This is a genomic window from Escherichia sp. MOD1-EC6819, from assembly GCF_002965765.1.
Taxonomy (GTDB): domain Bacteria; phylum Pseudomonadota; class Gammaproteobacteria; order Enterobacterales; family Enterobacteriaceae; genus Escherichia; species Escherichia ruysiae.
The window spans coordinates 153,305-176,683 of record NZ_PTRG01000001.1 but is presented as its reverse complement, the minus strand read 5'-3'; the positions used below and the strand labels follow the sequence as shown (position 1 = coordinate 176,683).

The following is a 23,379-nucleotide window of genomic DNA, read 5'->3' as shown; positions in this document are numbered from 1 at the left end:
AAAACCCTCTAAATAGATCAGCGGGGAACGCAGGATCGCTGGCTCCCCGTGTAAAAAAAACAGCCCGAAACCTTATTCGGTTTCTTCGCTGTCCTGTTGCGCGGAAGTATTCTGCGCGCTGCTACCATGATGATAGTTACTGCTAGTACCGCCACCGGCGTTGTTACTGTGATGAGAAACCGGGCGAGACGGGACAACAGTAGAAATCGCGTGCTTATAAACCATCTGGCTGACCGTGTTTTTCAACAGGATCACGAACTGATCAAAAGACTCGATTTGTCCTTGCAGCTTAATACCATTCACCAAATAAATAGAAACTGGAACACGTTCCCGACGCAGTGCGTTCAGGAACGGATCTTGTAAAGATTGCCCCTTAGCCATTCTCTCTTTTCCTTATATGCTTATTTGTACTTTGAACCTTTCGATTCTGAAAAAATTGCGCACGATACGTCTCAATTGTACACATTCAGCCTGCGATAGCACCAACAACCTGTAATACTTCGTCACGCGCCTGTTCTGGTTTTTCACTGTCAAGCCAGTGAACCCCTTCCCAACCACGCAGCCAGGTTATCTGCCGCTTCGCCAACTGTCTCGTGGCGCAAACACCTCGATAAACCATTTCATCGTATGAGATTTCGCCTTCAAGGTAAGACCACATCTGGCGATAACCCACGCAACGAATGGAAGGCAAATCCGTATGCAAATCTCCTCGGGCAAAAAGCGCCCGGACTTCTGCTTCAAAACCTGAAGCCAACATCTGATGAAAACGCTGCTCAATTCGTTGATGGAGCAGTTCACGGCTCGCCGGGGCGATGGCGAACTGATGCACCTGATACGGTAGAGCGTCTCCTGACGTTTGCGTCAGTTCCGTTAAAGTTTTACCCGAAATGAAAAAAACTTCCAGTGCCCGGGAAAGCCTTTGTGGATCATTTGGATGAATCCTTGCTGCCGCAACAGGATCGATCTCCTGAAGTTGACGATGCAATGACTCCCAACCTTGCTCTGCCGCTTGTTGCTCAATTCTGGCTCGTACTTCGGGGTTCGCCGACGGTAGCGGCGACAATCCCTCCAGTAACGCCTTGAAATACAACATAGTACCGCCCACTAACAGCGGGATTCGCCCCGCCGCCGTGATATCGGCCATTTCCGCCAGCGCATCGCGACGAAAATCAGCAGCCGAATAAGCCTGCGACGGATCGCGAATATCCAGCAATCGGTGCGGCGCGGCGAGTAACTCTTCAGCGTTCGGCTTCGCCGTCCCGATATCCATCCCTTTGTAAATAAGGGCAGAATCAACGCTTATCAACTCTACTGGTAAAATTTTACGCAGCTCAATGGCTAACGCCGTTTTACCGGAGGCCGTCGGCCCCATCAAAAAAATTGCCTTAGGCAGGCTCGCCTTACTGATATCACTCATCTTTCAGGGCTTTTAGCGCCGGACGTAAATCAACAGATTGTAACAGACCACCCGGCGGCGTTTTCACAAGCTGCGGACATAACCGTTCTACATCCGCCAGCAGGGTAATGGCCTGAGCCATTGACCACTGTGCATGTTCGCTCATCAGATTTCGTGCAATCCACTGCGCAATATTGCCAGGTTCGAATACGGACTGCTTCGCCAGGTAGCCTATCAGTTCAGGAATCAAGATTTGTAAATTTTGTTGGCGTAAGGGTAAAGGCACGGCTCTGATGGTCACATGCTGCGCATCAGACTGAAATTCAATGCCTAACTCCGCCAGAGCGGACTGCGCTTTTTCTAATGCCGATTTTTCTTCGCCAGAGACTTTTAGCCGCAACGGAATAAGCAACGGCTGGGCACAAACCGGCGCCTCACCCGGCGTCAGTTGCATCTGACGCAACCAACGTTCCGCTACCGCCAGGGCTAAAAGTGAAATGTTGCCGTCACGCTCCAGCAGCGCACAGTCGGAATTGACGATAGTCAACACCCGACCAAAGCTTTGACCATTCGAGGCCAGCGTAAGTTCCTGCGGTTCTGGCGCTTTTGGTTTGAGCATCGGCGCAGGCGTTTGCAAAAGCTGGCGATACACTTCGCCTTGCTGTTTCTGGTAGCCCGGTTGCGCGTTCGGCCAGGGAGCAGACTGGCGACTGCCTGATGCTGGCGCAGGAGTGTAGCGTGGAGCTACCGGTTCACGAACTGCCGGTTCTGCAAAATGATTACGCCCTGCGGCTACGCGGTTTTCCGGGATAGCGCGCGATGCAGGTTGTGGTTCATCATCCAGCGGCAGCGGCGTTTCCAGTTGCTGTTGTAGCACGCTCAGCACACCCTGATAGATAAAGTCATGCACCAGACGCGACTGATGGAAACGCACTTCGTGTTTGGCGGGGTGCACGTTGACGTCCACCTGATGCGGGTCGATCTCCAGATACAGCACAAACGCAGGTTGCTGATCGGCGCCCAGTTTGTCTTCGCAGGCCTGGCGGATCGCATGATTGATCAGGCGATCGCGCATCATGCGCCCATTCACGTAGCAATACTGAATTTCCGCCAGTGCAGGCGTGGTGTGATTCGGATCAGCCACCCAGCCGCGCAGCGTGAGATCGCCGTGCTGCCATTCAATCGCCAGCGCATGTTCGAGAAAAGCGGTGCCACAAATCGCCCCTAAACGGCGTTCTTTTTGCCCGCCTTCCGGCACTGCGCGGTACTGGCGCACAATTTTGCCGTTATGCGACAAGTTGATAGTGACGTCGAAACGCGCCAGCGCAATGCGGCGGATGATTTCATCGATATGGTTAAATTCGGTTTTCTCGGTGCGCAGGAATTTGCGCCGCGCCGGAGTGTTGTAGAACAGATCCAGCACCTCCAGCGTTGTTCCCACCGGATGCGCCGCTGGTTTAACCGTCACGTCCATATCACGCCCTTCGGCATAAGCCTGCCAGGCTTCCTGCTGTTCCGCAGTGCGCGAAGTGAGCGTCAGGCGGGAAACCGAACTGATACTCGCCAGCGCCTCACCGCGAAAACCCAGGCTGATAATAGCTTCGAGATCGTCCAGAGAGGCAATTTTACTGGTAGCATGACGAGCCAGCGCCAGCGCCAGCTCATCTTTTTTGATACCGCAGCCGTTATCACGAATGCGGATAAGTTTCGCCCCACCGCGTTCGATATCAATATCGATGCGCGTCGCACCCGCATCGAGGCTGTTTTCTACCAGTTCTTTGACTACCGACGCAGGTCGCTCGACCACCTCACCTGCGGCAATCTGGTTCGCCAGTTGTGGCGGTAAGACCTGAATTGGCATCAATTATCCTTAGTTTGGCAGCGTGCGATCTGGTGTCGTCACCGTACTGGCAGTTTGTGCCGTTGCCCCCTGCGGCGCAGATTGCATCGGATGCGCAAGGAAGTAATTGCGCAGGCCTTTGTAAATGGCTTCTGCCAGCTGTTGTTGGTAATCGTCGCTCGCCAGCAAACGTTCTTCGCTGTTGTTGCTGATAAAACCGGTTTCGACCAGTACTGACGGGATATCCGGCGAACGCAGAACGCCAAGGCTGGCGTGTTCTGGTCGACGTTTATGTATTTCGCCAATGCGTTGCAACTGACTGATCATACTGGTCGCCACATCATACCCTACCCGCTGGGAATGACCGAACTGTAAATCCAGCACCGCCTGGCTTAAATACGGGTCAGACTGACTGTTCGCCAGCACATCGCCTGCCCCGCCCAGCAGCTCCGACTGTTTCTCGTGCTGTTCCAGCCAGCTTGCCATTTCACTGTTTGCGCGACGGTTAGAGAGCACCCACACGGAAGCGCCGGTAGCACTGCGGTTCGGTGCGGCATCAGCGTGAATCGACACAAGGAAATTGGCGTTTTGCTTACGTGCCACATCGCTGCGCCCCATCACCGAGATAAAGTAATCCCCGTCACGGGTTAAAACGCCCTTAAACATCGGATCATCATTGAGCAAAGTACGCAATTTACGCGCGATGGCGATGGTGACATTTTTCTCCCGCGTACCGCCAGGGCCGATAGCGCCAGGATCCTGACCACCGTGTCCGGCATCAATGGCGATGACAATTTTTTCGCCAGTGTTAGCCGTCGCGCGCGCTGCCGGACGCGTCACCGTATTGCTACTGATGACACCCGTAGCCCGGTTGCTCTCGGTTTTAAACGGATTACGCGCCGGTTCGCTGACGCGCGGTGCGACAACCGCAGGCGTTTCAACACGTTTAGCAACCACGGGCGGCGGCGGAGGCGGTGGTGGCGCATCGGCATTAATCGTAAAGACGACGGTGTAATTGCTGCCATTCTGCCGCTTCACCGCTTCGGTTTTACCGTTTTCGGTGAGATCGACCACCAGCCGCAGCGTTTGCGCATCTTTTGGCGTTCCAGAGCGAATCGCCTTCACCAGATTATTACCGCTGAACAACAACGGCAGCCCCTGAATCACGCCCGTTTGTTTGATATCGAGCGCCACGGTGCGTTTGCTTTGATGGCTAAATGCATAGTCAGGATCGCCAATAAAACTTAACGTTATCCGCGCCTGTTGATTGCCATTAGAAACCTGAATATCAGAGAGCGTCGCGGCGCCAGCCTGCGCGCACAGCAGCACCAACGTCGCTACCAACCAATTTCTGATGCGATACATCATCCCGCCACCTTCAAAGGTTAACCGGCTAAACGCGCCAGCAACAATTCACCCGCAGAGGAGACCGCACTCACGCGCGCCTCACGGCCTTGTGCCTGATAATCAATGTGTATTTCGACATCCGGGTCAGGAAGAACACCTGTACCTTGTTGTGGCCACTCCACCAGGCAGATGGCATCGTTGGCAAAATAATCGCGGATCCCCATAAACTCCAGCTCCTCGGGATCGGCAAGGCGGTACAAATCAAAGTGATAAACCATTAAGTTGTCGAGCGTATAGGGTTCGACCAGCGTATAAGTGGGGCTTTTGACATTACCCTGATGACCCAGAGCCTGTAAAAAGCCCCGGCTAAAGGTGGTTTTACCTGCGCCTAAATCGCCATACAGATAGATTACGGTTGCACCATCGCAGGCTTTCGCTACCCGCTCGCCCAGGTCTAATGTTGCCTGCTCATCAGGGAGCGGAATTACTCGATTCATCATGGTTTTTATCAGTCACTTCCGGGTTAACAATACGCTGTAGCGTGGAAAAGAGATCGGTTGCCAGCATCCCGCGCGTACCAAAACGCGCCGCCAGCACGTCAGCCGCCGCGCCGTGTGCGATACAGCCAGCACAGGCTGCATCATACGGCGACAGTTTTTGCCCAAGCAATGCGCCAATAATACCAGAGAGCACATCACCCATGCCGCCGCTGGCCATCCCTGCATTTCCGGCATCAATAATGCCTAAAGCGTCAGGATGGGCGGCGACCACGGTTCCGGCACCTTTCAGCACCGCTACGCCGCCATAACGTTGTACCAGACGTTGGGCGCAATGTAAGCGGTCACTTTCAATTTCTGCAACGGAACAGCCCAACAACCGTGCGGCCTCGCCAGGATGCGGCGTGATCACGCGATTGTGACGCTTATCGGGATTGATTGCCAGCAGGTTCAATGCATCAGCATCCCACAACATCGGTTTGCGAAAACTCTCAACTTTTTGCAGGGCTTTTTCCCCCCACTCTTGCTGGCCCAGACCAGGGCCAATCACCACCACATCGGCCCATTCCAGGCTTTCAGTTAAAGATTTCTCCGTCAACTCGTACACCATCAATTCCGGTCGTGCGGTCAGCAGCGGCGCAATGTTTTCACTGCGGGTCAGTACTCGGACTAGACCAGCGCCAGCACGCAGCGCCGCTTCCCCCGTCATACGAATAGCCCCCGCCGTGCCGTGATCGCCACCGATAATCACCAGCCGCCCGTGATCGCCTTTATGCGAAGTCGGGCGACGCGGTTTCAGCCAGTGAGAAAGTTGTTCTGCCGAAAAACGCTGAATTTTCGTCTCCTGACCTGCCAGCCAACTGTCCAGTCCCAGCGAGTCAAAATGCAGTTGCCCGGTAACATCCCGTGCTTTGCCGGTTAACAAACCAGGTTTAAGGGCAATAAAGGTGATGGTGTGAGCGGCGTTGATCACCGTGCCTGGCGTGGCGCCGGTTTCTGCCAGCAGGCCGGAAGGGATATCAACCGCCACAATCGGCGCCGGATGGGAATTAGCATGGTCGATTAATTGGCTAACAGATTCCCGGGGTGCTTGCTGCAATCCGGTGCCGAGCAGTGCATCAACGATCAAATCCACCGGCGCAGGCCAGACAATATTCGAGGCATGGATCTCGCCTCCCGCGTTTAACCATGCTTCGCGTGCCAGCGCAGCCTCTTCCGGTAACGGTTTCTCGCTCTCCTGGGCCAGTAACGTAACCTCAATACCGACCGCTTTTGCCAGCCGCGCGACCACGTAGCCATCGCCGCCGTTATTGCCATGACCGCACAGCACCAGCCAGTGGCGGGCGTCAGGATAAGCCAAACGACACACCTGAAACGCGGCTTCACCCGCACGAAGCATCAGTTCATAAAGCGTTAGCCCCAGCGCATCTGCCGCTTCGCGTTCACCACGTCGGATATCGTCGGCGTGCCAGACGGTGTGTGGTATACTTACGGGGTTTTTCTTCATTGTATGGTCCGTCATGTCAGAGCCCCTCGATCTCAATCAGTTAGCGCAAAAAATTAAACAGTGGGGGCTGGAACTGGGCTTTCAGCAGGTGGGTATTACCGATACCGATCTCAGCGAGTCCGAGCCAAAACTGCAAGCATGGCTGGACAAACAATACCACGGCGAAATGGACTGGATGGCGCGTCACGGTATGCTGCGCGCCCGCCCCCACGAGTTATTGCCCGGTACGCTGCGCGTGATCAGCGTGCGGATGAACTACCTGCCTGCCAACGCCGCATTTGCCAGCACGCTGAAAAATCCCAAACTCGGCTATGTTAGCCGTTATGCGCTGGGTCGTGACTACCACAAACTTCTGCGCAACCGACTCAAAAAGCTGGGCGAGATGATTCAGCAACATTGTGTTTCGCTGAATTTTAGACCGTTTGTCGATTCTGCGCCTGTTCTTGAGCGCCCGCTGGCTGAAAAAGCGGGACTTGGCTGGACAGGTAAGCACTCACTTATCCTCAATCGCGAAGCCGGCTCGTTCTTCTTTTTAGGCGAACTGCTGGTTGATATTCCGTTACCTGTGGATCAACCAGTCGAGGAAGGATGCGATAAATGCGTGGCCTGTATGACGATTTGCCCGACCGGCGCCATTGTCGAGCCATATACCGTTGATGCTCGCCGCTGTATCTCTTATCTCACCATCGAACTGGAAGGGGCAATCCCGGAAGAGTTACGCCCATTAATGGGAAACCGTATTTACGGCTGCGATGACTGTCAGCTTATCTGCCCGTGGAATCGCTATTCGCAACTGACAACTGAAGATGATTTCAACCCGCGCAAGCCACTACACGCACCGGAACTCATTGAGTTATTCGCCTGGAGCGAAGAGAAGTTTTTAAAAATAACGGAAGGTTCGGCGATTCGCCGTATAGGCCACCTGCGCTGGCTGCGTAATATCGCCGTGGCATTAGGCAATGCGCCCTGGGATGAAGCGATTCTGACGGCGTTGGAAAGTCGTAAAGGTGAGCATCCACTTCTTGATGAGCATATAGCGTGGGCGATTGCGCAGCAAATCGAGAGACGAAATGCCTGCGTGGTCGAAGTACAATTACCGAAAAAACAGCGTCTGGTTCGTGTAATTGAAAAGGGACTACCACGTGATGCCTGATTCATCCACAGCTTGTGAATAAAAATAAAAACGCATTGCAATTCAAGACGAATATCATCGTCAAGTGATCGATACGACAAAACACAATCTTAATTTTCAACTTATATATCAAGAGGTTGAAAAATTACCATTCACCGTGCGAAGTTTTTCTGAAATTAAGATTACAGCCTGAACCTGTGGATAACTCTGTTTACAAGAGTTTGTCAGAGACAACAAAAACCAGCAATAACGCATCGCGTCGCTGTGGATATTTTATTGGGAGGAGAATTTGGAGCGGGAAACGAGACTCGAACTCGCGACCCCGACCTTGGCAAGGTCGTGCTCTACCAACTGAGCTATTCCCGCTTGGGTGGTCTGTGCTTTACAGCACTTTCAAATTTTGGAGCGGGAAACGAGACTCGAACTCGCGACCCCGACCTTGGCAAGGTCGTGCTCTACCAACTGAGCTATTCCCGCTTGGGTAGTCTGTGCTTTACAACACTTTCAAATTTTGGAGCGGGAAACGAGACTCGAACTCGCGACCCCGACCTTGGCAAGGTCGTGCTCTACCAACTGAGCTATTCCCGCGTACTACTTAATTTTTGCTTTCGTAATTTCGCATTTCTGCGTCGTTACGGGAGGCGCATTATACGAGAAATCTTTCCCTCTGCAACCCCCCTAAAAATTTTTTTTTGAGTTTTTATCTCAAGTGCTGAAATTATCAGCAAGACGTTCAATTTAGCGCCAAACCTACGCCGCCGCAAGTGGAATCCGGCGGTTACGTGACCAGGAAAAATTTTACAGCTTGATAAAATGCTCGCGATAGTAAGCCAGCTCCGCCACCGATTCACGGATATCATCCATCGCCTGATGCGTCCCCTGCTTGGTAAAACCATCAAGAATTTCCGGCTTCCAGCGGCGCGCCAGCTCTTTCAGGGTGCTGACATCGAGATAACGGTAGTGGAAGTAGGCTTCCAGTTCCGGCATATATTTAAACAGGAAGCGACGATCCTGACCGATGCTGTTACCACAAATTGGCGATTTCCCCGCAGGCACCCACTCTTTTAAGAACTCGAGCGTCGCCAGTTCTGCTTCGCGATCGCCCATTGTGCTCGCCTTCACGCGCTCCACCAGCCCACTGGCGGTATGGGTACGGACATTCCAGTCATCCATCAACGCCAGTTGTTCATCAGACTGGTGTACTGCAATGGTCGGCCCTTCCGCCAGAATATTCAGGTTGGCATCGGTCACCAGCGTGGCAATCTCAATAATGCGATCGCGCTCGGGATCCAGACCGGTCATCTCAAGATCGATCCAAATCAGGTTGTTTTCATTGGCACTCATGCTATTTTTCCACCCATTCACAGTGACTATATTGATCCACAATTGCGTGTATCATAGATGTTTTGCCCATCAGGGGCGACCAGGAGTCAGTACGATTGAGTAAAAATAAACTCTCCAAAGGCCAACAGCGCCGTGTGAACGCCAATCACCAGCGTCGTCTTAAAACGTCTAAGGAGAAGCCCGACTACGACGACAATCTGTTTGGCGAGCCTGATGAAGGTATCGTCATCAGCCGTTTTGGTATGCACGCTGATGTGGAATCCGCAGACGGCGAAGTTCACCGCTGCAATATTCGCCGTACTATCCGTTCGCTGGTGACCGGCGATCGCGTGGTCTGGCGTCCGGGTAAACCGGCGGCGGAAGGCGTAAATGTCAAAGGGATCGTGGAAGCAGTACATGAGCGCACCTCAGTGTTGACGCGCCCGGATTTTTACGACGGCGTGAAACCTATTGCCGCCAACATCGACCAGATTGTTATTGTCTCCGCCATTTTGCCGGAGCTGTCGCTCAATATTATCGACCGTTACCTGGTGGCCTGCGAAACCTTGCAGATTGAGCCGATTATTGTGCTCAACAAGATAGATCTGCTGGACGACGAAGGCATGGCATTCGTCAACGAACAGATGGATATCTACCGCAATATCGGTTATCGCGTATTGATGGTTTCCAGTCATACTCAGGATGGGCTGAAACCGCTGGAAGAGGCGTTGACCGGGCGCATCAGCATTTTTGCCGGACAGTCCGGCGTCGGCAAATCGAGTCTGCTTAACGCGCTGCTGGGTCTGCAAAAAGAGATCCTGACCAACGATGTCTCAGACAACTCCGGTCTCGGCCAGCACACCACCACTGCTGCCCGGCTGTATCACTTCCCGCACGGAGGCGATGTGATTGATTCCCCTGGCGTGCGTGAATTCGGCCTCTGGCACCTGGCGCCGGAACAAATCACTCAAGGCTTTGTCGAATTTCATGATTACTTAGGCCTGTGTAAATATCGCGATTGCAAACACGATACCGATCCGGGCTGCGCAATCCGTGAAGCGGTTGATGAGGGGAAAATCGCGGAAACTCGTTTCGAAAACTATCACCGTATTCTGGAAAGCATGGCGCAGGTAAAAACGCGTAAAAACTTTTCTGATACGGATGACTGACAATTAAGCTAACCGTCGTTAGAATCGTCCCCTTTTTTTCAGGATCCGGCATGAACGCCGGATCAGGAACGACAAAACAATGGCCTGGAGGCTACCTTGTTAAATTCATTTAAACTTTCGCTACAGTACATTCTGCCAAAACTATGGCTTACTCGCCTGGCGGGTTGGGGCGCAAGCAAGCGGGCAGGATGGCTGACAAAACTGGTTATCGATCTGTTCGTTAAATACTACAAGGTCGACATGAAAGAGGCGCAGAAACCGGACACCGCCAGTTACCGCACCTTTAACGAATTTTTTGTCCGTCCGTTGCGTGACGATGTGCGCCCAATCGATACCGATCCCAATGTCCTGGTCATGCCTGCCGATGGCGTTATTAGCCAGTTAGGTAAAATCGAAGAAGATAAAATCTTGCAAGCGAAAGGCCACAACTACAGCCTCGAAGCCCTGCTGGCGGGTAACTACCTGATGGCGGATCTCTTCCGTAATGGTACGTTTGTGACCACTTACCTCTCCCCGCGTGACTATCACCGCGTACATATGCCATGCAACGGTATCCTGCGTGAGATGATCTACGTGCCGGGCGATCTCTTCTCCGTTAACCATCTCACTGCCCAGAACGTGCCAAATCTGTTTGCCCGTAACGAACGCGTAATCTGCCTGTTCGATACCGAATTTGGCCCGATGGCGCAGATTCTGGTCGGGGCGACGATTGTTGGCAGCATTGAAACTGTCTGGGCTGGCACCATTACGCCGCCGCGCGAAGGCATCATCAAACGCTGGACCTGGCCTGCCGGGGAAAACGACGGTTCGGTGGCACTGCTGAAAGGCCAGGAAATGGGTCGCTTTAAACTCGGCTCTACCGTTATCAACTTGTTTGCGCCAGGTAAAGTGAATCTGGTTGAGCAACTGGCAAGCCTGTCTGTCACGAAAATTGGTCAGCCGCTGGCAGTATCTACCGAAACCTTTGTTACGCCAGAAGCTGAACCAGCCCCGCTTCCTGCTGAAGAGATCGAGGCAGAACACGACGCCAGCCCATTGGTTGACGACAAAAAAGACCAGGTCTAATCCATCAAAGGAAACGCTGACGTGCGCCTGATTATCACTTTTCTGATGGCCTGGTGCCTCAGTTGGGGGGCGTACGCCGCGACGGCCCCCGATAGTAAACAAATCTCACAAGAACTGGAGCAGGCAAAAGCGGCGAAGCCCGCGCAGCCAGAAGTCGTAGAGGCGCTCCAGTCCGCCTTAAATGCGCTTGAGGAGCAAAAAAGCTCCCTTGGGCGCATCAAGCAATATCAGCAAGTTATCGATAATTACCCGAAACTCTCCGCTACTCTGCGCGCACAGTTGAACAACATGCGTGATGAGCCGCGCAGCGTGTCGCCGGGGATGTCTACCGACGCGCTGAATCAGGAAATTCTCCAGGTCAGTAGTCAATTGCTGGATAAAAGCCGTCAGGCTCAGCAAGAACAGGAGCGCGCCCGCGAGATTGCGGATTCACTAAATCAACTACCGCAACAGCAAACCGACGCCCGCCGCCAGTTGAATGAAATCGAGCGCCGTCTGGGAACACTCACGGGAAATAGTCCGCTTAATCAGGCGCAAAATTTCGCGTTGCAGGCCGACTCCGCGCGTTTGAAGTCATTGGTCGATGAACTCGAACTGGCGCAACTTTCTGCCAATAATCGTCAGGAACTGGCGCGTCTGCGTTCGGCACTGGCAGAAAAAGAGAGTCAACAACTGGATGCGTATTTGCAGGCATTGCGTAACCAGTTGAATAGCCAACGCCAACTGGAAGCGGAACGGGCGCTGGAAAGCACCGAATTACTGGCAGAAAGCAGTGCCGATTTGCCGAAAGATATCGTCGCTCAATTCAAAATTAACCGCGAGCTGTCGGCGGCGTTGAATCAGCAGGCGCAGCGGATGGAGCTCGTCGCTTCACAGCAACGTCAGGCTACCAGCCAGACGTTGCAGGTTCGGCAGGCGCTGAATACGCTACGCGAACAATCACAATGGCTGGGTTCGTCAAACCTGCTCGGCGAAGCACTGCGGGCACAAGTGGCACGACTGCCGGAAATGCCCAAACCGCAGCAACTGGATACTGAAATGGCGCAGTTGCGCGTGCAACGGTTACGTTATGAGGATCTCCTCAATAAACAGCCGCTGCTACGGCAAATCCATCAGGCCGACGGTCAGCCGCTGACCGCCGAGCAAAACCGTATTCTGGAAGCACAGCTACGCACTCAGCGTGAGTTACTGAACTCCTTACTCCAGGGTGGCGACACGCTACTGCTTGAACTGACCAAGCTGAAAGTCTCCAACGGACAACTGGAAGATGCACTGAAAGAGGTCAATGAAGCGACGCACCGCTATCTGTTCTGGACTTCTGACGTGCGCCCGATGACCATCGCCTGGCCGCTGGAAATCGCCCAGGATCTACGCCGTCTGATCTCGCTGGACACCTTCAGTCAGTTGGGTAAAGCCACCATGATGATGCTGACCAGCAAAGAGACGATTTTGCCACTGTTTGGCGCTTTGATTCTGGTCGGTTGCAGTATTTACTCGCGCCGCTATTTCACCCGTTTTCTTGAACGTTCGGCGGCGAAAGTCGGCAAAGTGACTCAGGATCACTTCTGGCTGACGTTACGCACTCTTTTCTGGTCGATTCTCGTCGCGTCACCGCTGCCAGTGCTGTGGATGACGCTCGGCTACGGGCTGCGCGAGGCGTGGCCTTATCCGCTGGCGGTGGCGATTGGCGATGGCGTTACGGCCACCGTGCCATTGCTGTGGGTAGTGATGATTTGCGCCACCTTTGCCCGCCCGAACGGCTTGTTTATCGCTCATTTTGGCTGGCCGCGCGAACGGGTTTCCCGTGGGATGCGCTACTATCTGATGAGCATCGGGCTTATTGTGCCGCTGATTATGGCGCTGATGATGTTCGATAATCTCGACGACCGCGAGTTTTCCGGTTCGCTGGGCCGTCTTTGCTTTATCCTCATTTGCGGTGCATTGGCGGTAGTCACACTCAGCCTGAAAAAAGCCGGTATCCCGCTGTATCTCAACAAAGAAGGTAGCGGTGACAATATTGCCAACCATATGTTGTGGAACATGATGATTGGCGCGCCGCTGGTCGCAATTCTCGCCGCTGCGGTGGGTTATCTGGCAACGGCGCAAGCTCTGCTGGCAAGGCTGGAAACGTCGGTCGCCATCTGGTTCCTGTTGCTGGTGGTTTATCACGTTATCCGCCGCTGGATGCTGATCCAGCGCCGCAGGCTGGCGTTTGACCGGGCGAAGCATCGACGGGCAGAGATGTTAGCGCAACGTGCGCGTGGCGAAGAAGAAGCGCATCATCACAGTAGCCCGGAAGGGGCAATTGAAGTCGATGAAAGCGAAGTCGATCTCGATGCTATCAGCGCGCAATCCTTGCGGTTGGTGCGTTCAATCCTGATGCTGATCGCCCTGCTTTCGGTCATCGTGCTGTGGTCAGAAATCCATTCTGCTTTTGGCTTCCTCGAAAATATTTCGCTATGGGATGTCACATCAACAGTGCAGGGCGTGGAAAGTCTGGAACCGATTACCCTCGGTGCGGTGCTGATTGCCATTCTGGTATTTATTATCACCACGCAGCTTGTGCGCAACCTGCCCGCGCTGCTGGAGCTGGCAATTTTGCAGCACCTCGATTTAACGCCGGGTACGGGTTACGCCATCACCACCATCACCAAATATCTGCTGATGCTGATTGGCGGGCTGGTCGGCTTCTCAATGATTGGTATTGAGTGGTCGAAATTGCAGTGGCTGGTCGCTGCGCTCGGTGTTGGTCTCGGTTTTGGTTTGCAGGAGATTTTCGCCAACTTTATCTCTGGCCTGATCATCCTGTTCGAAAAACCGATTCGCATTGGCGATACGGTGACGATTCGCGATCTCACTGGTAGCGTGACGAAAATTAACACCCGCGCCACCACCATCAGCGACTGGGATCGTAAAGAGATTATCGTGCCGAACAAGGCATTTATTACCGAGCAGTTTATCAACTGGTCGCTCTCTGACTCGGTCACGCGCGTGGTATTGACGATTCCGGCTCCTGCCGATGCCAACAGTGAAGAAGTGACGGAGATCCTGCTCACCGCAGCACGTCGCTGCTCGCTGGTGATCGACAATCCGGCACCGGAAGTCTTCCTGGTGGATCTGCAACAGGGGATTCAGATTTTCGAGCTGCGTATTTACGCCGCTGAGATGGGTCACCGTATGCCGCTACGCCATGAGATCCACCAGCTGATTCTGGCAGGCTTCCACGCCCACGGTATCGATATGCCATTCCCGCCTTTCCAGATGCGTCTGGAAAGTCTGAACGGTAAACAAACGGGAAGGACATTAACTTCTGCGGGTAGACGTCGCCAGGCGGGAAGTTTGTAATGTGTGAAGCTGCCAAATGACGCCAACGTGGCTAATTTAGCAGCTTAACTTCATCTTCAGTTATCTCCGGCTCCGGAGAGTATCATCCATAACGCATTTCTTCCTGACAACTCATCGCCGGACTGGCGATGAGTTGTTATTGCAGATAATCAATCTAAAGTTAACTGAGGCTGATTCGCCATGCGGCTGCAATAGTTCTGGTAAATCGCCATCGCTAACAGCGAGAAGAAGACAGGCCCGCCAATCATCCACAATGTGCTGTCCCAGTCTCCGGCTTCAACTACAGGCTGAATGATGGTGAAGACGTTCGCAAATGTCACCACCAGTACAACAACCACAGTTGCGATCATTGCCGACATATGCGTTTTGAAAATCACAAACGGTCTGTCGAGATCCTGACGCGCTTTAAAGAACGGGAAAGCCAGCGCGAGGAACAGATATGGAATGGTCATGGAAACGTTCGCCATCAGCGTCAGCTTGTTAAAGAACGCCGATGCGGTGCCACCGCCAAAGGAAACCAGCAGGATGAAGACAGTAACCAACCCACACTGCATCCACATAGCAATGGATGGCATCCCCATGGCATTCAGGCGCGTCATCGGCTCCGGCCACAAGGCTTTCGGCGTCCCTTGAATAATCGCTTTCAGTGGTGAGTAGCAAAGCGTAAAGAACGCACCGGTGTAGGCGAGGAACATGGAAAGTCCGGTAATACGCGCAAACCATACGCCCAGCGACAATGACGCTTCAGGTGATAAATGCAGTGCATTACCCAGAGACATCCCCAGGCTCTTCATCAGCACATAAGTAATATTACCAAGGTTAACAGAACCATTACTTAATACCTGCTGCCAGTTAGTGCTGACGCCCCATAAGAATATTGCTAACGAATAACCGATTGAAATAACAATAGCGGCAAAAACAATACCTTTAGCAAAGTTCTTTTCTGGGTTTTCCGTTTTATCTACCAGCCCACCTACAGCCTCAATTCCGCCATAAGCAAAAATGGCAAATACGACAAAAGATAACATCGCCAGACCGGACTGATATCCCGGATTCGGTGATACCAGGAAATTAATATCCTGCGCGAAATGCCCACCATTTAATAACAAAATAGTAATGCTTACTAACAGCAATACTAAATTAAGACACATTACTGCAATACCGCCCACCGCAGTAATACGGGCAATTTTATTAATCCCTTTCGAGGCAACGACGGTAACCAGAATCATCCATGCTACAGCCAGCAGCCCAACCACCTGCGTAGGCTCAAGCCCAGCAATGCGCCAGTGCTGGGTCATATCGCTACCATAGAGGAAAGTAGAAAACGGCACCCAGACTTTAGCGGAGGTACTCACCATCCAAATGATATAAGAGGAAAACCACATAAATGTGCCGATGAAAGCAAAACGTGGTCCAACGCTATTATTCATCCAGGAATAGATACCGCCCTCTTCTTTGCGATAGGCAGCCCCCATTTCAGCCATCATTAAGGCGAATGGAATAAAGAATAATAATGCAGAAAATATATACCACGGAATCGCACTATATCCCATTAAATAATAAGCCGAAGGGCTATTCGCAAAACCGAATACTGAAGTAAAGATCATCAGTATGAGTCCAATTAGACTCATCTTTTTTATCGTGTGAGGCATGAAATCATCCTTCATTTCAGCGCGCATATTAAACGCGCCAACTAACTGCACTACCCACCGATTGGTGGGCAACAATAAAACTAAAACAGAATTGATACCTGGATGATAGCAAACATCCAGTCTTAAATTGTGCGCTTTAGCGGAAAAATGAAAACATATGCTACAGAATGGCGTCAGCTACGCCATTCTGTGTTGGATTTTAGCCAATTTTTCAGAATTATGCCCGGTCAACACTAAAGGCGATCACTTCTGCCAGTGTCTCCGCGCCCAGTGCTAACATCACCAGGCGGTCAACGCCTAACGCCACGCCGGAACAGTCGGGCATACCAACTTCAAGAGCTTCGATCAGGTTATGGTCGATAGGATGCTGCGGTAAACCACGTGCCGCACGTTTACGGTTATCCTGTTCAAAGCGTTGTTGCTGTTCACGGGCATCCGTCAATTCATGGAAACCATTCGCCAGCTCAATACCTTTGTAGTAGACCTCGAAGCGTTCTGCGACCCGATGATCCTCGGTACTGATTTGTGCCAGTGATGCCTGAGTGGCTGGAAAATGGTACACAAAAGTTGGTTTCTCTTTACCAATGTTCGGTTCCACGCCAAAGGTAAACAACAGTTGCAGCAGCGTGTCGCGGTCTTCTTCGGTATCTGCAACGTTGCTGAGATCCAGCTTTGCCGCCACTTCCCGCAACTGCGTTTTATCAGCAGAGAGCGGATCAATTTCCAGATAACGCAAGAAGGCTTGCTGATAAGAGAGGCTTTCTGCTGCCGGGCAGTCCAGCACCTGTTGCAGAAGATCGTCCACCTCGTTCATCAACCGGTACATATCATAGTGCGGTCGATACCACTCCAGCATAGTAAACTCAGGGTTGTGATAACGCCCCATCTCTTCATTACGGAAGCTGCGGCACAGCTGGAATACCGGACCACAACCGGCCACCAACAGGCGTTTCATGTGGTATTCCGGACTGGTCATTAACCAGAGATTCATCCCCTGCGAATGCCCGGGGCCAACGAAACGTGTCTCAAACGGGACCAGATGAATATCGGTTACCGTTGCCTGGCTCATACAAGGCGTCTCCACCTCCAGCACTCCACGATCGGCAAAGAAACGACGGATCTCCGCCATAATCGCCGCACGTTTTAATAAGTTAGGAATAGACGCGCTCGGCTGCCAGGATGCCGTTTCGCTCATAGTAAAATCTCCAGTTTTTAACAAGGGCACGAAGTCTACTCGCAACGCGGCGGCGAGACAAATTTTACGCAGGAATCAATCAACGGTGGACGGCGACTAAAAAAACCGCAATATGATGGTTTAGTAATTAAATTAATCATCTTCAGTGATAATTTAGCCCCCTGGCACGCTAAAAAAATCGATCTCGTCAAATTTCAGACTTATCCATCAGACTATACTGTTGTACCTATAAAGGAGCAGTGGAATAGCGTTCGCAGGCCGTAACTTTCAGATACTTACCCTGAAGTACGGTGCTGCGGGATAAAAACAATCTGGAGGAATGTCGTGCAAACCTTTCAAGCCGATCTTGCCATTGTAGGTGCCGGTGGCGCGGGATTACGTGCTGCAATTGCTGCCGCGCAGGCAAATCCAAATGCAAAAATCGCACTAATCTCAAAAGTATACCCGATGCGCAGCCATACCGTTGCCGCTGAAGGGGGCTCCGCCGCTGTCGCGCAGGATCATGACAGCTTCGAATATCACTTTCACGATACAGTAGCGGGTGGCGACTGGTTGTGTGAGCAGGATGTCGTGGATTATTTCGTCCACCACTGCCCAACCGAAATGACCCAACTGGAACTGTGGGGATGCCCATGGAGCCGTCGCCCGGATGGTAGCGTCAACGTACGTCGCTTCGGCGGCATGAAAATCGAGCGTACCTGGTTCGCCGCCGATAAGACCGGCTTCCATATGCTGCACACGCTGTTCCAGACCTCTCTGCAATTCCCGCAGATCCAGCGTTTTGACGAACACTTCGTGCTGGATATTCTGGTCGATGATGGTCATGTTCGCGGCCTGGTAGCCATGAACATGATGGAAGGTACGTTGGTACAGATCCGCGCTAATGCGGTAGTCATGGCAACCGGCGGTGCGGGTCGTGTATATCGCTACAACACCAATGGCGGTATCGTAACTGGTGACGGTATGGGTATGGCGCTGAGCCATGGCGTTCCGCTGCGTGATATGGAATTCGTTCAATATCACCCGACCGGCCTGCCAGGTTCCGGTATCCTGATGACCGAAGGTTGCCGTGGTGAAGGCGGTATTCTGGTCAACAAAAACGGCTACCGTTATCTGCAAGACTACGGTATGGGCCCGGAAACGCCGCTGGGCGAGCCGAAAAACAAATATATGGAACTGGGTCCGCGCGACAAAGTTTCTCAGGCCTTCTGGCACGAATGGCGTAAAGGTAACACCATCTCCACGCCACGTGGCGATGTGGTTTATCTCGACCTGCGTCATCTGGGCGAGAAAAAACTGCACGAACGTCTGCCGTTCATCTGTGAACTGGCGAAAGCGTACGTTGGCGTCGATCCGGTTAAAGAACCGATTCCGGTACGTCCGACCGCACACTACACCATGGGCGGTATCGAAACCGATCAGAACTGCGAAACCCGTATTAAAGGTCTGTTTGCCGTTGGCGAATGTTCTTCTGTTGGTCTGCACGGTGCAAACCGTCTGGGTTCCAACTCGCTGGCAGAACTGGTGGTCTTCGGTCGTCTGGCGGGTGAGCAAGCTATGGAACGCGCATCTACCGCCGGTAATGGCAACGATGCGGCAATCAATGCCCAGGTTGCTGGCGTTGAGCAGCGTCTGAAAGATCTGGTTAACCAGGATGGCGGCGAAAACTGGGCGAAGATCCGCGACGAAATGGGTCAGTCCATGGAAGAAGGTTGCGGTATCTACCGTACACCGGAACTGATGCAGAAAACCATCGACAAACTGGCGGAGCTGCAGGAACGCTTCAAGCGCGTGCGCATCACCGATACCTCCAGCGTGTTCAACACCGACCTGCTCTACACCATTGAACTGGGTCACGGTCTGAACGTTGCTGAATGTATGGCGCACTCCGCAATGGCACGTAAAGAATCTCGCGGCGCACACCAGCGTCTGGACGAAGGTTGCACCGAGCGTGACGACGTCAACTTCCTCAAACACACCCTCGCCTTCCGCGATGCTGATGGCACTACCCGCCTGGAGTACAGCGACGTGAAGATTACTACGCTGCCGCCAGCTAAACGCGTTTACGGTGGCGAAGCGGATGCAGCCGATAAGGCGGAAGCAGCCAATAAGAAGGAGAAGGCGAATGGCTGAGATGAAGAACCTGAAAATCGAGGTGGTGCGCTATAACCCGGAAGTCGATACCGCACCGCATAGCGCATTCTACGAAGTGCCTTATGACGCAACCACCTCATTACTGGATGCGCTGGGCTACATCAAAGACAACCTGGCACCAGACCTGAGCTACCGCTGGTCCTGCCGTATGGCGATTTGTGGTTCCTGCGGCATGATGGTTAACAACGTACCGAAACTGGCATGTAAAACCTTCCTGCGTGACTACACCGACGGTATGAAGGTTGAAGCGTTAGCTAACTTCCCGATCGAACGCGATCTGGTCGTCGATATGACCCACTTCATCGAAAGTCTGGAAGCGATCAAACCGTACATCATCGGCAACTCCCGCACTGCGGATCAGGGTACTAACATCCAGACCCCGGCGCAGATGGCGAAATATCACCAGTTCTCCGGTTGCATCAACTGTGGTCTGTGCTACGCCGCGTGCCCGCAGTTTGGCCTGAACCCAGAGTTCATTGGTCCGGCTGCCATTACGCTGGCGCATCGTTATAACGAAGATAGCCGCGACCACGGTAAGAAGGAGCGTATGGCGCAGTTAAACAGCCAGAACGGCGTATGGAGCTGTACTTTCGTGGGCTACTGCTCCGAAGTCTGCCCGAAACACGTCGATCCGGCTGCGGCCATTCAGCAGGGCAAAGTAGAAAGTTCGAAAGACTTTCTTATCGCGACCCTGAAACCACGCTAAGGAGTGCAACATGACGACTAAACGTAAACCGTATGTACGGCCAATGACGTCCACCTGGTGGAAGAAGTTGCCGTTTTATCGCTTTTACATGCTGCGCGAAGGCACGGCGGTTCCGGCTGTGTGGTTCAGCATTGAACTGATTTTCGGGCTGTTTGCCCTGAAAAATGGCCCGGAAGCCTGGGCGGGATTCGTCGACTTTTTACAAAACCCGGTTATCGTGATCATCAACCTGATTACTCTGGCGGCAGCCCTGCTGCACACCAAAACCTGGTTTGAGCTGGCACCGAAAGCGGCCAATATCATTGTAAAAGACGAAAAAATGGGACCAGAGCCAATTATCAAAAGTCTCTGGGCGGTAACTGTGGTTGCCACCATCGTAATCCTGTTTGTTGCCCTGTACTGGTAAGGAGCCTGAGATGATTAATCCAAATCCAAAGCGTTCTGACGAACCGGTATTCTGGGGCCTCTTCGGGGCCGGTGGTATGTGGAGCGCCATCATTGCGCCGGTGATGATCCTGCTGGTTGGCATTCTGCTACCACTGGGCCTGTTTCCGGGCGATGCACTGAGCTATGAGCGCATTCTGGCGTTTGCACAGAGCTTCATTGGTCGCGTATTCCTGTTCCTGATGATCGTCCTGCCGCTGTGGTGTGGTTTACACCGTATGCATCACGCGATGCACGATCTGAAAATCCACGTGCCTGCGGGCAAATGGGTTTTCTACGGTCTGGCTGCTATCCTGACAGTTGTCACGCTGATTGGTATCGTTACAATCTAACGCATCACCAATGTAAATCCGGCCCGCCATAGGCGGGCCGTTTTGTATGGAAACCAGACCCTATGTTCAAAACGACGCTCTGCGCCTTATTAATTACCGCTTCTTGCTCCGCACTCTCCGCCCCCCAACAGCTCAACGATATTGTGCATCGCACAATGACTCCGCTTATAGAGCAACACAAAATCCCTGGCATGGCGGTGGCGGTGATTTATCAGGGTAAACCTTATTACTTTACCTGGGGCTATGCGGACGTAGCAAAAAAGCAGCCCGTCACACAGCAAACGTTGTTTGAGTTAGGTTCTGTCAGCAAAACATTTACGGGTGTGCTCGGTGGCGATGCTATTGCACGAGGGGAAATCAACCTAAGCGATCCCGCAACAAAATACTGGCCTGAACTTACTGCTAAACAGTGGAACGGAATCACGCTATTACATCTTGCAACCTACACCGCTGGCGGGCTGCCGTTACAGGTGCCCGATGAAGTGAAGTCCTCAGGCGACTTGCTACGTTTCTATCAAAACTGGCAACCCACCTGGGCACCAGGAACACAGCGTCTGTATGCTAACTCCAGCATCGGTTTGTTCGGTGCGCTGGCAGTGAAACCATCCGGTTTGGGCTTTGAACAGGCGATGCAAACTCGTGTTTTCCAGCCACTCAAACTCACCCATACGTGGATTAATGTGCCGCCCGCAGAAGAAAAGAATTACGCCTGGGGATATCGTGAAGGCAAGGCCGTGCATGTTTCGCCAGGGGCGTTAGATGCTGAAGCTTACGGTGTGAAATCAACCATTGAAGATATGGCTCGCTGGGCGCAGAGCAATATGAATCCCCGTGATATCAACGACAAAACACTTCAGCAAGGTATCCAGCTGGCGCAGTCACGCTACTGGCAAACTGGCGACATGTATCAAGGTCTGGGCTGGGAAATGCTCGACTGGCCGGTAGATCCAGACAGCATCATTAATGGCAGCGACAGTAAAATTGCGCTGGCAGCACGACCAGTAAAAGCGATTACGCCCCCCGCCCCTGCGGTACGAGCATCATGGGTACATAAAACAGGCGCGACCGGCGGATTTGGTAGCTACATCGCATTTATTCCAGAGAAAGAGCTGGGGATTGTGATGCTGGCTAACATAAACTATCCCAATCCAGCGAGAGTCGCTGCCGCCTGGCAGATTCTCAACGCTTTGCAATAACAACGCAGATGGTTCGAATTTTCGGACCTTTTATCCGCTTTTCCTTGCTGTCATCTACACTTAGAAAAAAAACCAGTAAGGAAACATCTATGCGCCTGCTCCCTCTCGTTGCCGCAGCGACAGCGGCATTTCTGGTCGTTGCCTGTAGTTCTCCCACACCGCCTCGTGGCGTTACTGTGGTAAATAATTTCGATACCAAACGCTATTTGGGTACGTGGTATGAGATTGCCCGTTTTGATCACCGTTTTGAACGCGGGCTGGAGAAAGTGACTGCGACGTATAGCCTGCGGGATGACGGCGGCCTGAATGTCATCAACAAGGGTTATAATCCGGACAGAGAGATGTGGCAGCAAAGCGAAGGAAAAGCGTACTTTACGGGAGACCCGCATCGCGCCGCGCTGAAAGTGTCGTTCTTTGGCCCTTTCTATGGCGGCTATAACGTCATTGCGCTAGATCGGGAGTACCGCCATGCGCTGGTTTGCGGCCCGGATCGCGATTACCTGTGGATTCTCTCTCGCACGCCAACCATTTCTGACGAAGTTAAACAGGAGATGCTGGCAGTCGCGACCCGGGAAGGGTTTGATGTCAGTAAGTTTATTTGGGTACAGCAGCCCGGCAGTTAATGGGTGCTAAGTTTCAGACCAATAATCCCCAGTACGATTAACGCCAGACTCGCCAGGCGCATCGGGTTAGCGGACTCACCGAGCAGTACAATGCCGGTAATCGCCGCCCCGACTGCGCCAATTCCCGTCCACACGGCATAAGCCGTCCCTACTGGTAACGATTTCATCGCCCAGGCAAGTAGCGCCATACTAACAACCATCGCCGTCACGGTAATAACGCTTGGTGTCAGGCGACTAAAGCCGTGCGTATATTTCAGGCCAACCGCCCATACCACTTCCAGCAAACCAGCAATAACTAAGATTATCCAGGACATATCAGGCTCCGGAGATTTGGGGCCGTCCCCGGTGAAAAGAAGCGTTTGCAGGTCGTCCTGCAAAGCAGATGGTGAAGGAGGTATTTTGCCGATTTAAGAGGAAATTTCAACGGTTACGACAGTGATTACCGCCGAGAAAAAC

Annotated in this window: 21 protein-coding genes and 3 tRNA genes; 10 read left to right on the top strand and 14 right to left on the bottom strand. The window is 52.7% G+C overall.

Features of this window, described 5'->3' with window-relative positions; all coding sequences use genetic code 11:
* Positions 1-72: 72 nt before the first annotated feature.
* From hfq to nnr, 6 genes are all read right to left on the bottom strand, one after another.
* Positions 73-381, bottom strand: coding sequence for an RNA chaperone Hfq (gene hfq / locus A7Z06_RS00840; protein WP_001051883.1), 309 nt, complete (start codon positions 379-381; stop codon positions 73-75).
* Between the two features lie 85 nt (positions 382-466).
* Positions 467-1,417, bottom strand: coding sequence for a tRNA (adenosine(37)-N6)-dimethylallyltransferase MiaA (miaA, locus tag A7Z06_RS00835; RefSeq protein ID WP_001280351.1), 951 nt, complete (start codon positions 1,415-1,417; stop codon positions 467-469).
* Positions 1,410-3,257 carry a DNA mismatch repair endonuclease MutL gene (gene mutL, locus A7Z06_RS00830; RefSeq protein ID WP_001122463.1) on the bottom strand — a complete coding sequence of 616 codons (1,848 nt, stop codon included), beginning with the start codon at positions 3,255-3,257 and terminating at the stop codon, positions 1,410-1,412. Before mutL ends, miaA begins: the two co-directional genes overlap by 8 nt.
* 9 nt (positions 3,258-3,266) lie before the next feature.
* On the bottom strand, positions 3,267-4,604 hold the full coding sequence (gene amiB, locus A7Z06_RS00825; RefSeq protein WP_000990342.1) for an N-acetylmuramoyl-L-alanine amidase AmiB: 1,338 nt from the start codon (positions 4,602-4,604) through the stop codon (positions 3,267-3,269).
* Between the two features lie 17 nt (positions 4,605-4,621).
* Positions 4,622-5,083, bottom strand: a complete 462-nt coding sequence (tsaE, locus tag A7Z06_RS00820; protein ID WP_000981977.1) for a tRNA (adenosine(37)-N6)-threonylcarbamoyltransferase complex ATPase subunit type 1 TsaE — start codon at positions 5,081-5,083, stop codon at positions 4,622-4,624.
* Positions 5,055-6,602: a bifunctional ADP-dependent NAD(P)H-hydrate dehydratase/NAD(P)H-hydrate epimerase gene (gene nnr, locus A7Z06_RS00815; RefSeq protein WP_105279305.1), complete on the bottom strand. Its 1,548-nt coding sequence runs from the start codon at positions 6,600-6,602 to the stop codon at positions 5,055-5,057. The genes tsaE and nnr overlap by 29 nt, the downstream gene beginning before the upstream one ends.
* Between nnr and queG the strand changes: the two genes are divergently transcribed.
* Positions 6,601-7,740, top strand: a complete 1,140-nt coding sequence (gene queG, locus A7Z06_RS00810) for a tRNA epoxyqueuosine(34) reductase QueG (RefSeq protein WP_010344921.1) — start codon at positions 6,601-6,603, stop codon at positions 7,738-7,740. The two genes, nnr and queG, sit on opposite strands and share 2 nt — an antisense overlap.
* On the opposite strand, the gene A7Z06_RS00805 is transcribed toward queG, so the two are convergent.
* The 5 genes from A7Z06_RS00805 to orn all read right to left on the bottom strand — a co-directional run bounded on the left by A7Z06_RS00805 (position 7,723) and on the right by orn (position 9,063).
* Positions 7,723-7,776 carry a hypothetical protein gene (locus A7Z06_RS00805; RefSeq protein ID WP_105279330.1) on the bottom strand — a complete coding sequence of 18 codons (54 nt, stop codon included), beginning with the start codon at positions 7,774-7,776 and terminating at the stop codon, positions 7,723-7,725. The genes queG and A7Z06_RS00805 overlap by 18 nt on opposite strands.
* A gap of 233 nt (positions 7,777-8,009) precedes the next feature.
* A tRNA-Gly gene (locus A7Z06_RS00800) sits at positions 8,010-8,085 on the bottom strand.
* 35 nt (positions 8,086-8,120) lie between these two features.
* Positions 8,121-8,196 (bottom strand) — tRNA-Gly (locus A7Z06_RS00795).
* A gap of 35 nt (positions 8,197-8,231) precedes the next feature.
* A tRNA-Gly gene (locus A7Z06_RS00790) sits at positions 8,232-8,307 on the bottom strand.
* Positions 8,308-8,517: 210 nt separating this feature from the next.
* The gene (gene orn, locus A7Z06_RS00785; protein ID WP_001275617.1) at positions 8,518-9,063 is read right to left on the bottom strand and encodes an oligoribonuclease; all 546 of its coding nucleotides are present in this window, start codon (positions 9,061-9,063) and stop codon (positions 8,518-8,520) included.
* A gap of 95 nt (positions 9,064-9,158) precedes the next feature.
* Between orn and rsgA the strand changes: the two genes are divergently transcribed.
* From rsgA to mscM, 3 genes are all read left to right on the top strand, one after another.
* Positions 9,159-10,211 (top strand): small ribosomal subunit biogenesis GTPase RsgA, encoded by a 1,053-nt coding sequence (rsgA, locus tag A7Z06_RS00780; RefSeq protein ID WP_000041984.1) that lies wholly within the window; start codon positions 9,159-9,161, stop codon positions 10,209-10,211.
* Between the two features lie 96 nt (positions 10,212-10,307).
* Positions 10,308-11,276 (top strand): archaetidylserine decarboxylase, encoded by a 969-nt coding sequence (gene asd / locus A7Z06_RS00775; RefSeq protein WP_000934903.1) that lies wholly within the window; start codon positions 10,308-10,310, stop codon positions 11,274-11,276.
* 21 nt (positions 11,277-11,297) lie between these two features.
* A complete protein-coding gene (gene mscM, locus A7Z06_RS00770) occupies positions 11,298-14,621 on the top strand; it encodes a miniconductance mechanosensitive channel MscM (RefSeq protein ID WP_105279304.1) in 3,324 nt (1,107 codons plus the stop codon).
* A 149-nt stretch (positions 14,622-14,770) separates the two neighbouring features.
* On the opposite strand, the gene yjeM is transcribed toward mscM, so the two are convergent.
* Both yjeM and epmA read right to left on the bottom strand, forming a co-directional pair.
* On the bottom strand, positions 14,771-16,273 hold the full coding sequence (gene yjeM, locus A7Z06_RS00765; protein WP_010344917.1) for a glutamate/gamma-aminobutyrate family transporter YjeM: 1,503 nt from the start codon (positions 16,271-16,273) through the stop codon (positions 14,771-14,773).
* A 217-nt stretch (positions 16,274-16,490) separates the two neighbouring features.
* Positions 16,491-17,468 carry an elongation factor P--(R)-beta-lysine ligase gene (epmA, locus tag A7Z06_RS00760; protein ID WP_000004775.1) on the bottom strand — a complete coding sequence of 326 codons (978 nt, stop codon included), beginning with the start codon at positions 17,466-17,468 and terminating at the stop codon, positions 16,491-16,493.
* 324 nt (positions 17,469-17,792) lie between these two features.
* On the opposite strand from epmA, the gene frdA reads away from it, so the two are divergent.
* The 6 genes from frdA to blc all read left to right on the top strand — a co-directional run bounded on the left by frdA (position 17,793) and on the right by blc (position 22,923).
* Complete coding sequence (gene frdA / locus A7Z06_RS00755) at positions 17,793-19,601, top strand: fumarate reductase (quinol) flavoprotein subunit (RefSeq protein ID WP_001192969.1); 1,809 nt, start codon at positions 17,793-17,795, stop codon at positions 19,599-19,601.
* On the top strand, positions 19,594-20,328 hold the full coding sequence (gene frdB / locus A7Z06_RS00750) for a fumarate reductase iron-sulfur protein (protein ID WP_000829498.1): 735 nt from the start codon (positions 19,594-19,596) through the stop codon (positions 20,326-20,328). The genes frdA and frdB overlap by 8 nt, the downstream gene beginning before the upstream one ends.
* Before the next feature lie 10 nt (positions 20,329-20,338).
* Positions 20,339-20,734, top strand: coding sequence for a fumarate reductase subunit FrdC (gene frdC / locus A7Z06_RS00745; RefSeq protein WP_000208757.1), 396 nt, complete (start codon positions 20,339-20,341; stop codon positions 20,732-20,734).
* A 10-nt stretch (positions 20,735-20,744) separates the two neighbouring features.
* Positions 20,745-21,104 (top strand): fumarate reductase subunit FrdD, encoded by a 360-nt coding sequence (gene frdD / locus A7Z06_RS00740; protein ID WP_010344911.1) that lies wholly within the window; start codon positions 20,745-20,747, stop codon positions 21,102-21,104.
* Between the two features lie 62 nt (positions 21,105-21,166).
* Positions 21,167-22,300 (top strand): BlaEC family class C beta-lactamase, encoded by a 1,134-nt coding sequence (locus A7Z06_RS00735; protein ID WP_000477362.1) that lies wholly within the window; start codon positions 21,167-21,169, stop codon positions 22,298-22,300.
* Positions 22,301-22,389: 89 nt separating this feature from the next.
* A complete protein-coding gene (blc, locus tag A7Z06_RS00730) occupies positions 22,390-22,923 on the top strand; it encodes a lipocalin Blc (RefSeq protein ID WP_001238383.1) in 534 nt (177 codons plus the stop codon).
* On the opposite strand, the gene sugE is transcribed toward blc, so the two are convergent.
* Positions 22,920-23,237, bottom strand: a complete 318-nt coding sequence (sugE, locus tag A7Z06_RS00725; protein ID WP_000118487.1) for a quaternary ammonium compound efflux SMR transporter SugE — start codon at positions 23,235-23,237, stop codon at positions 22,920-22,922. The genes blc and sugE overlap by 4 nt on opposite strands.
* Between the last annotated feature and the right edge of the window lie 142 nt (positions 23,238-23,379).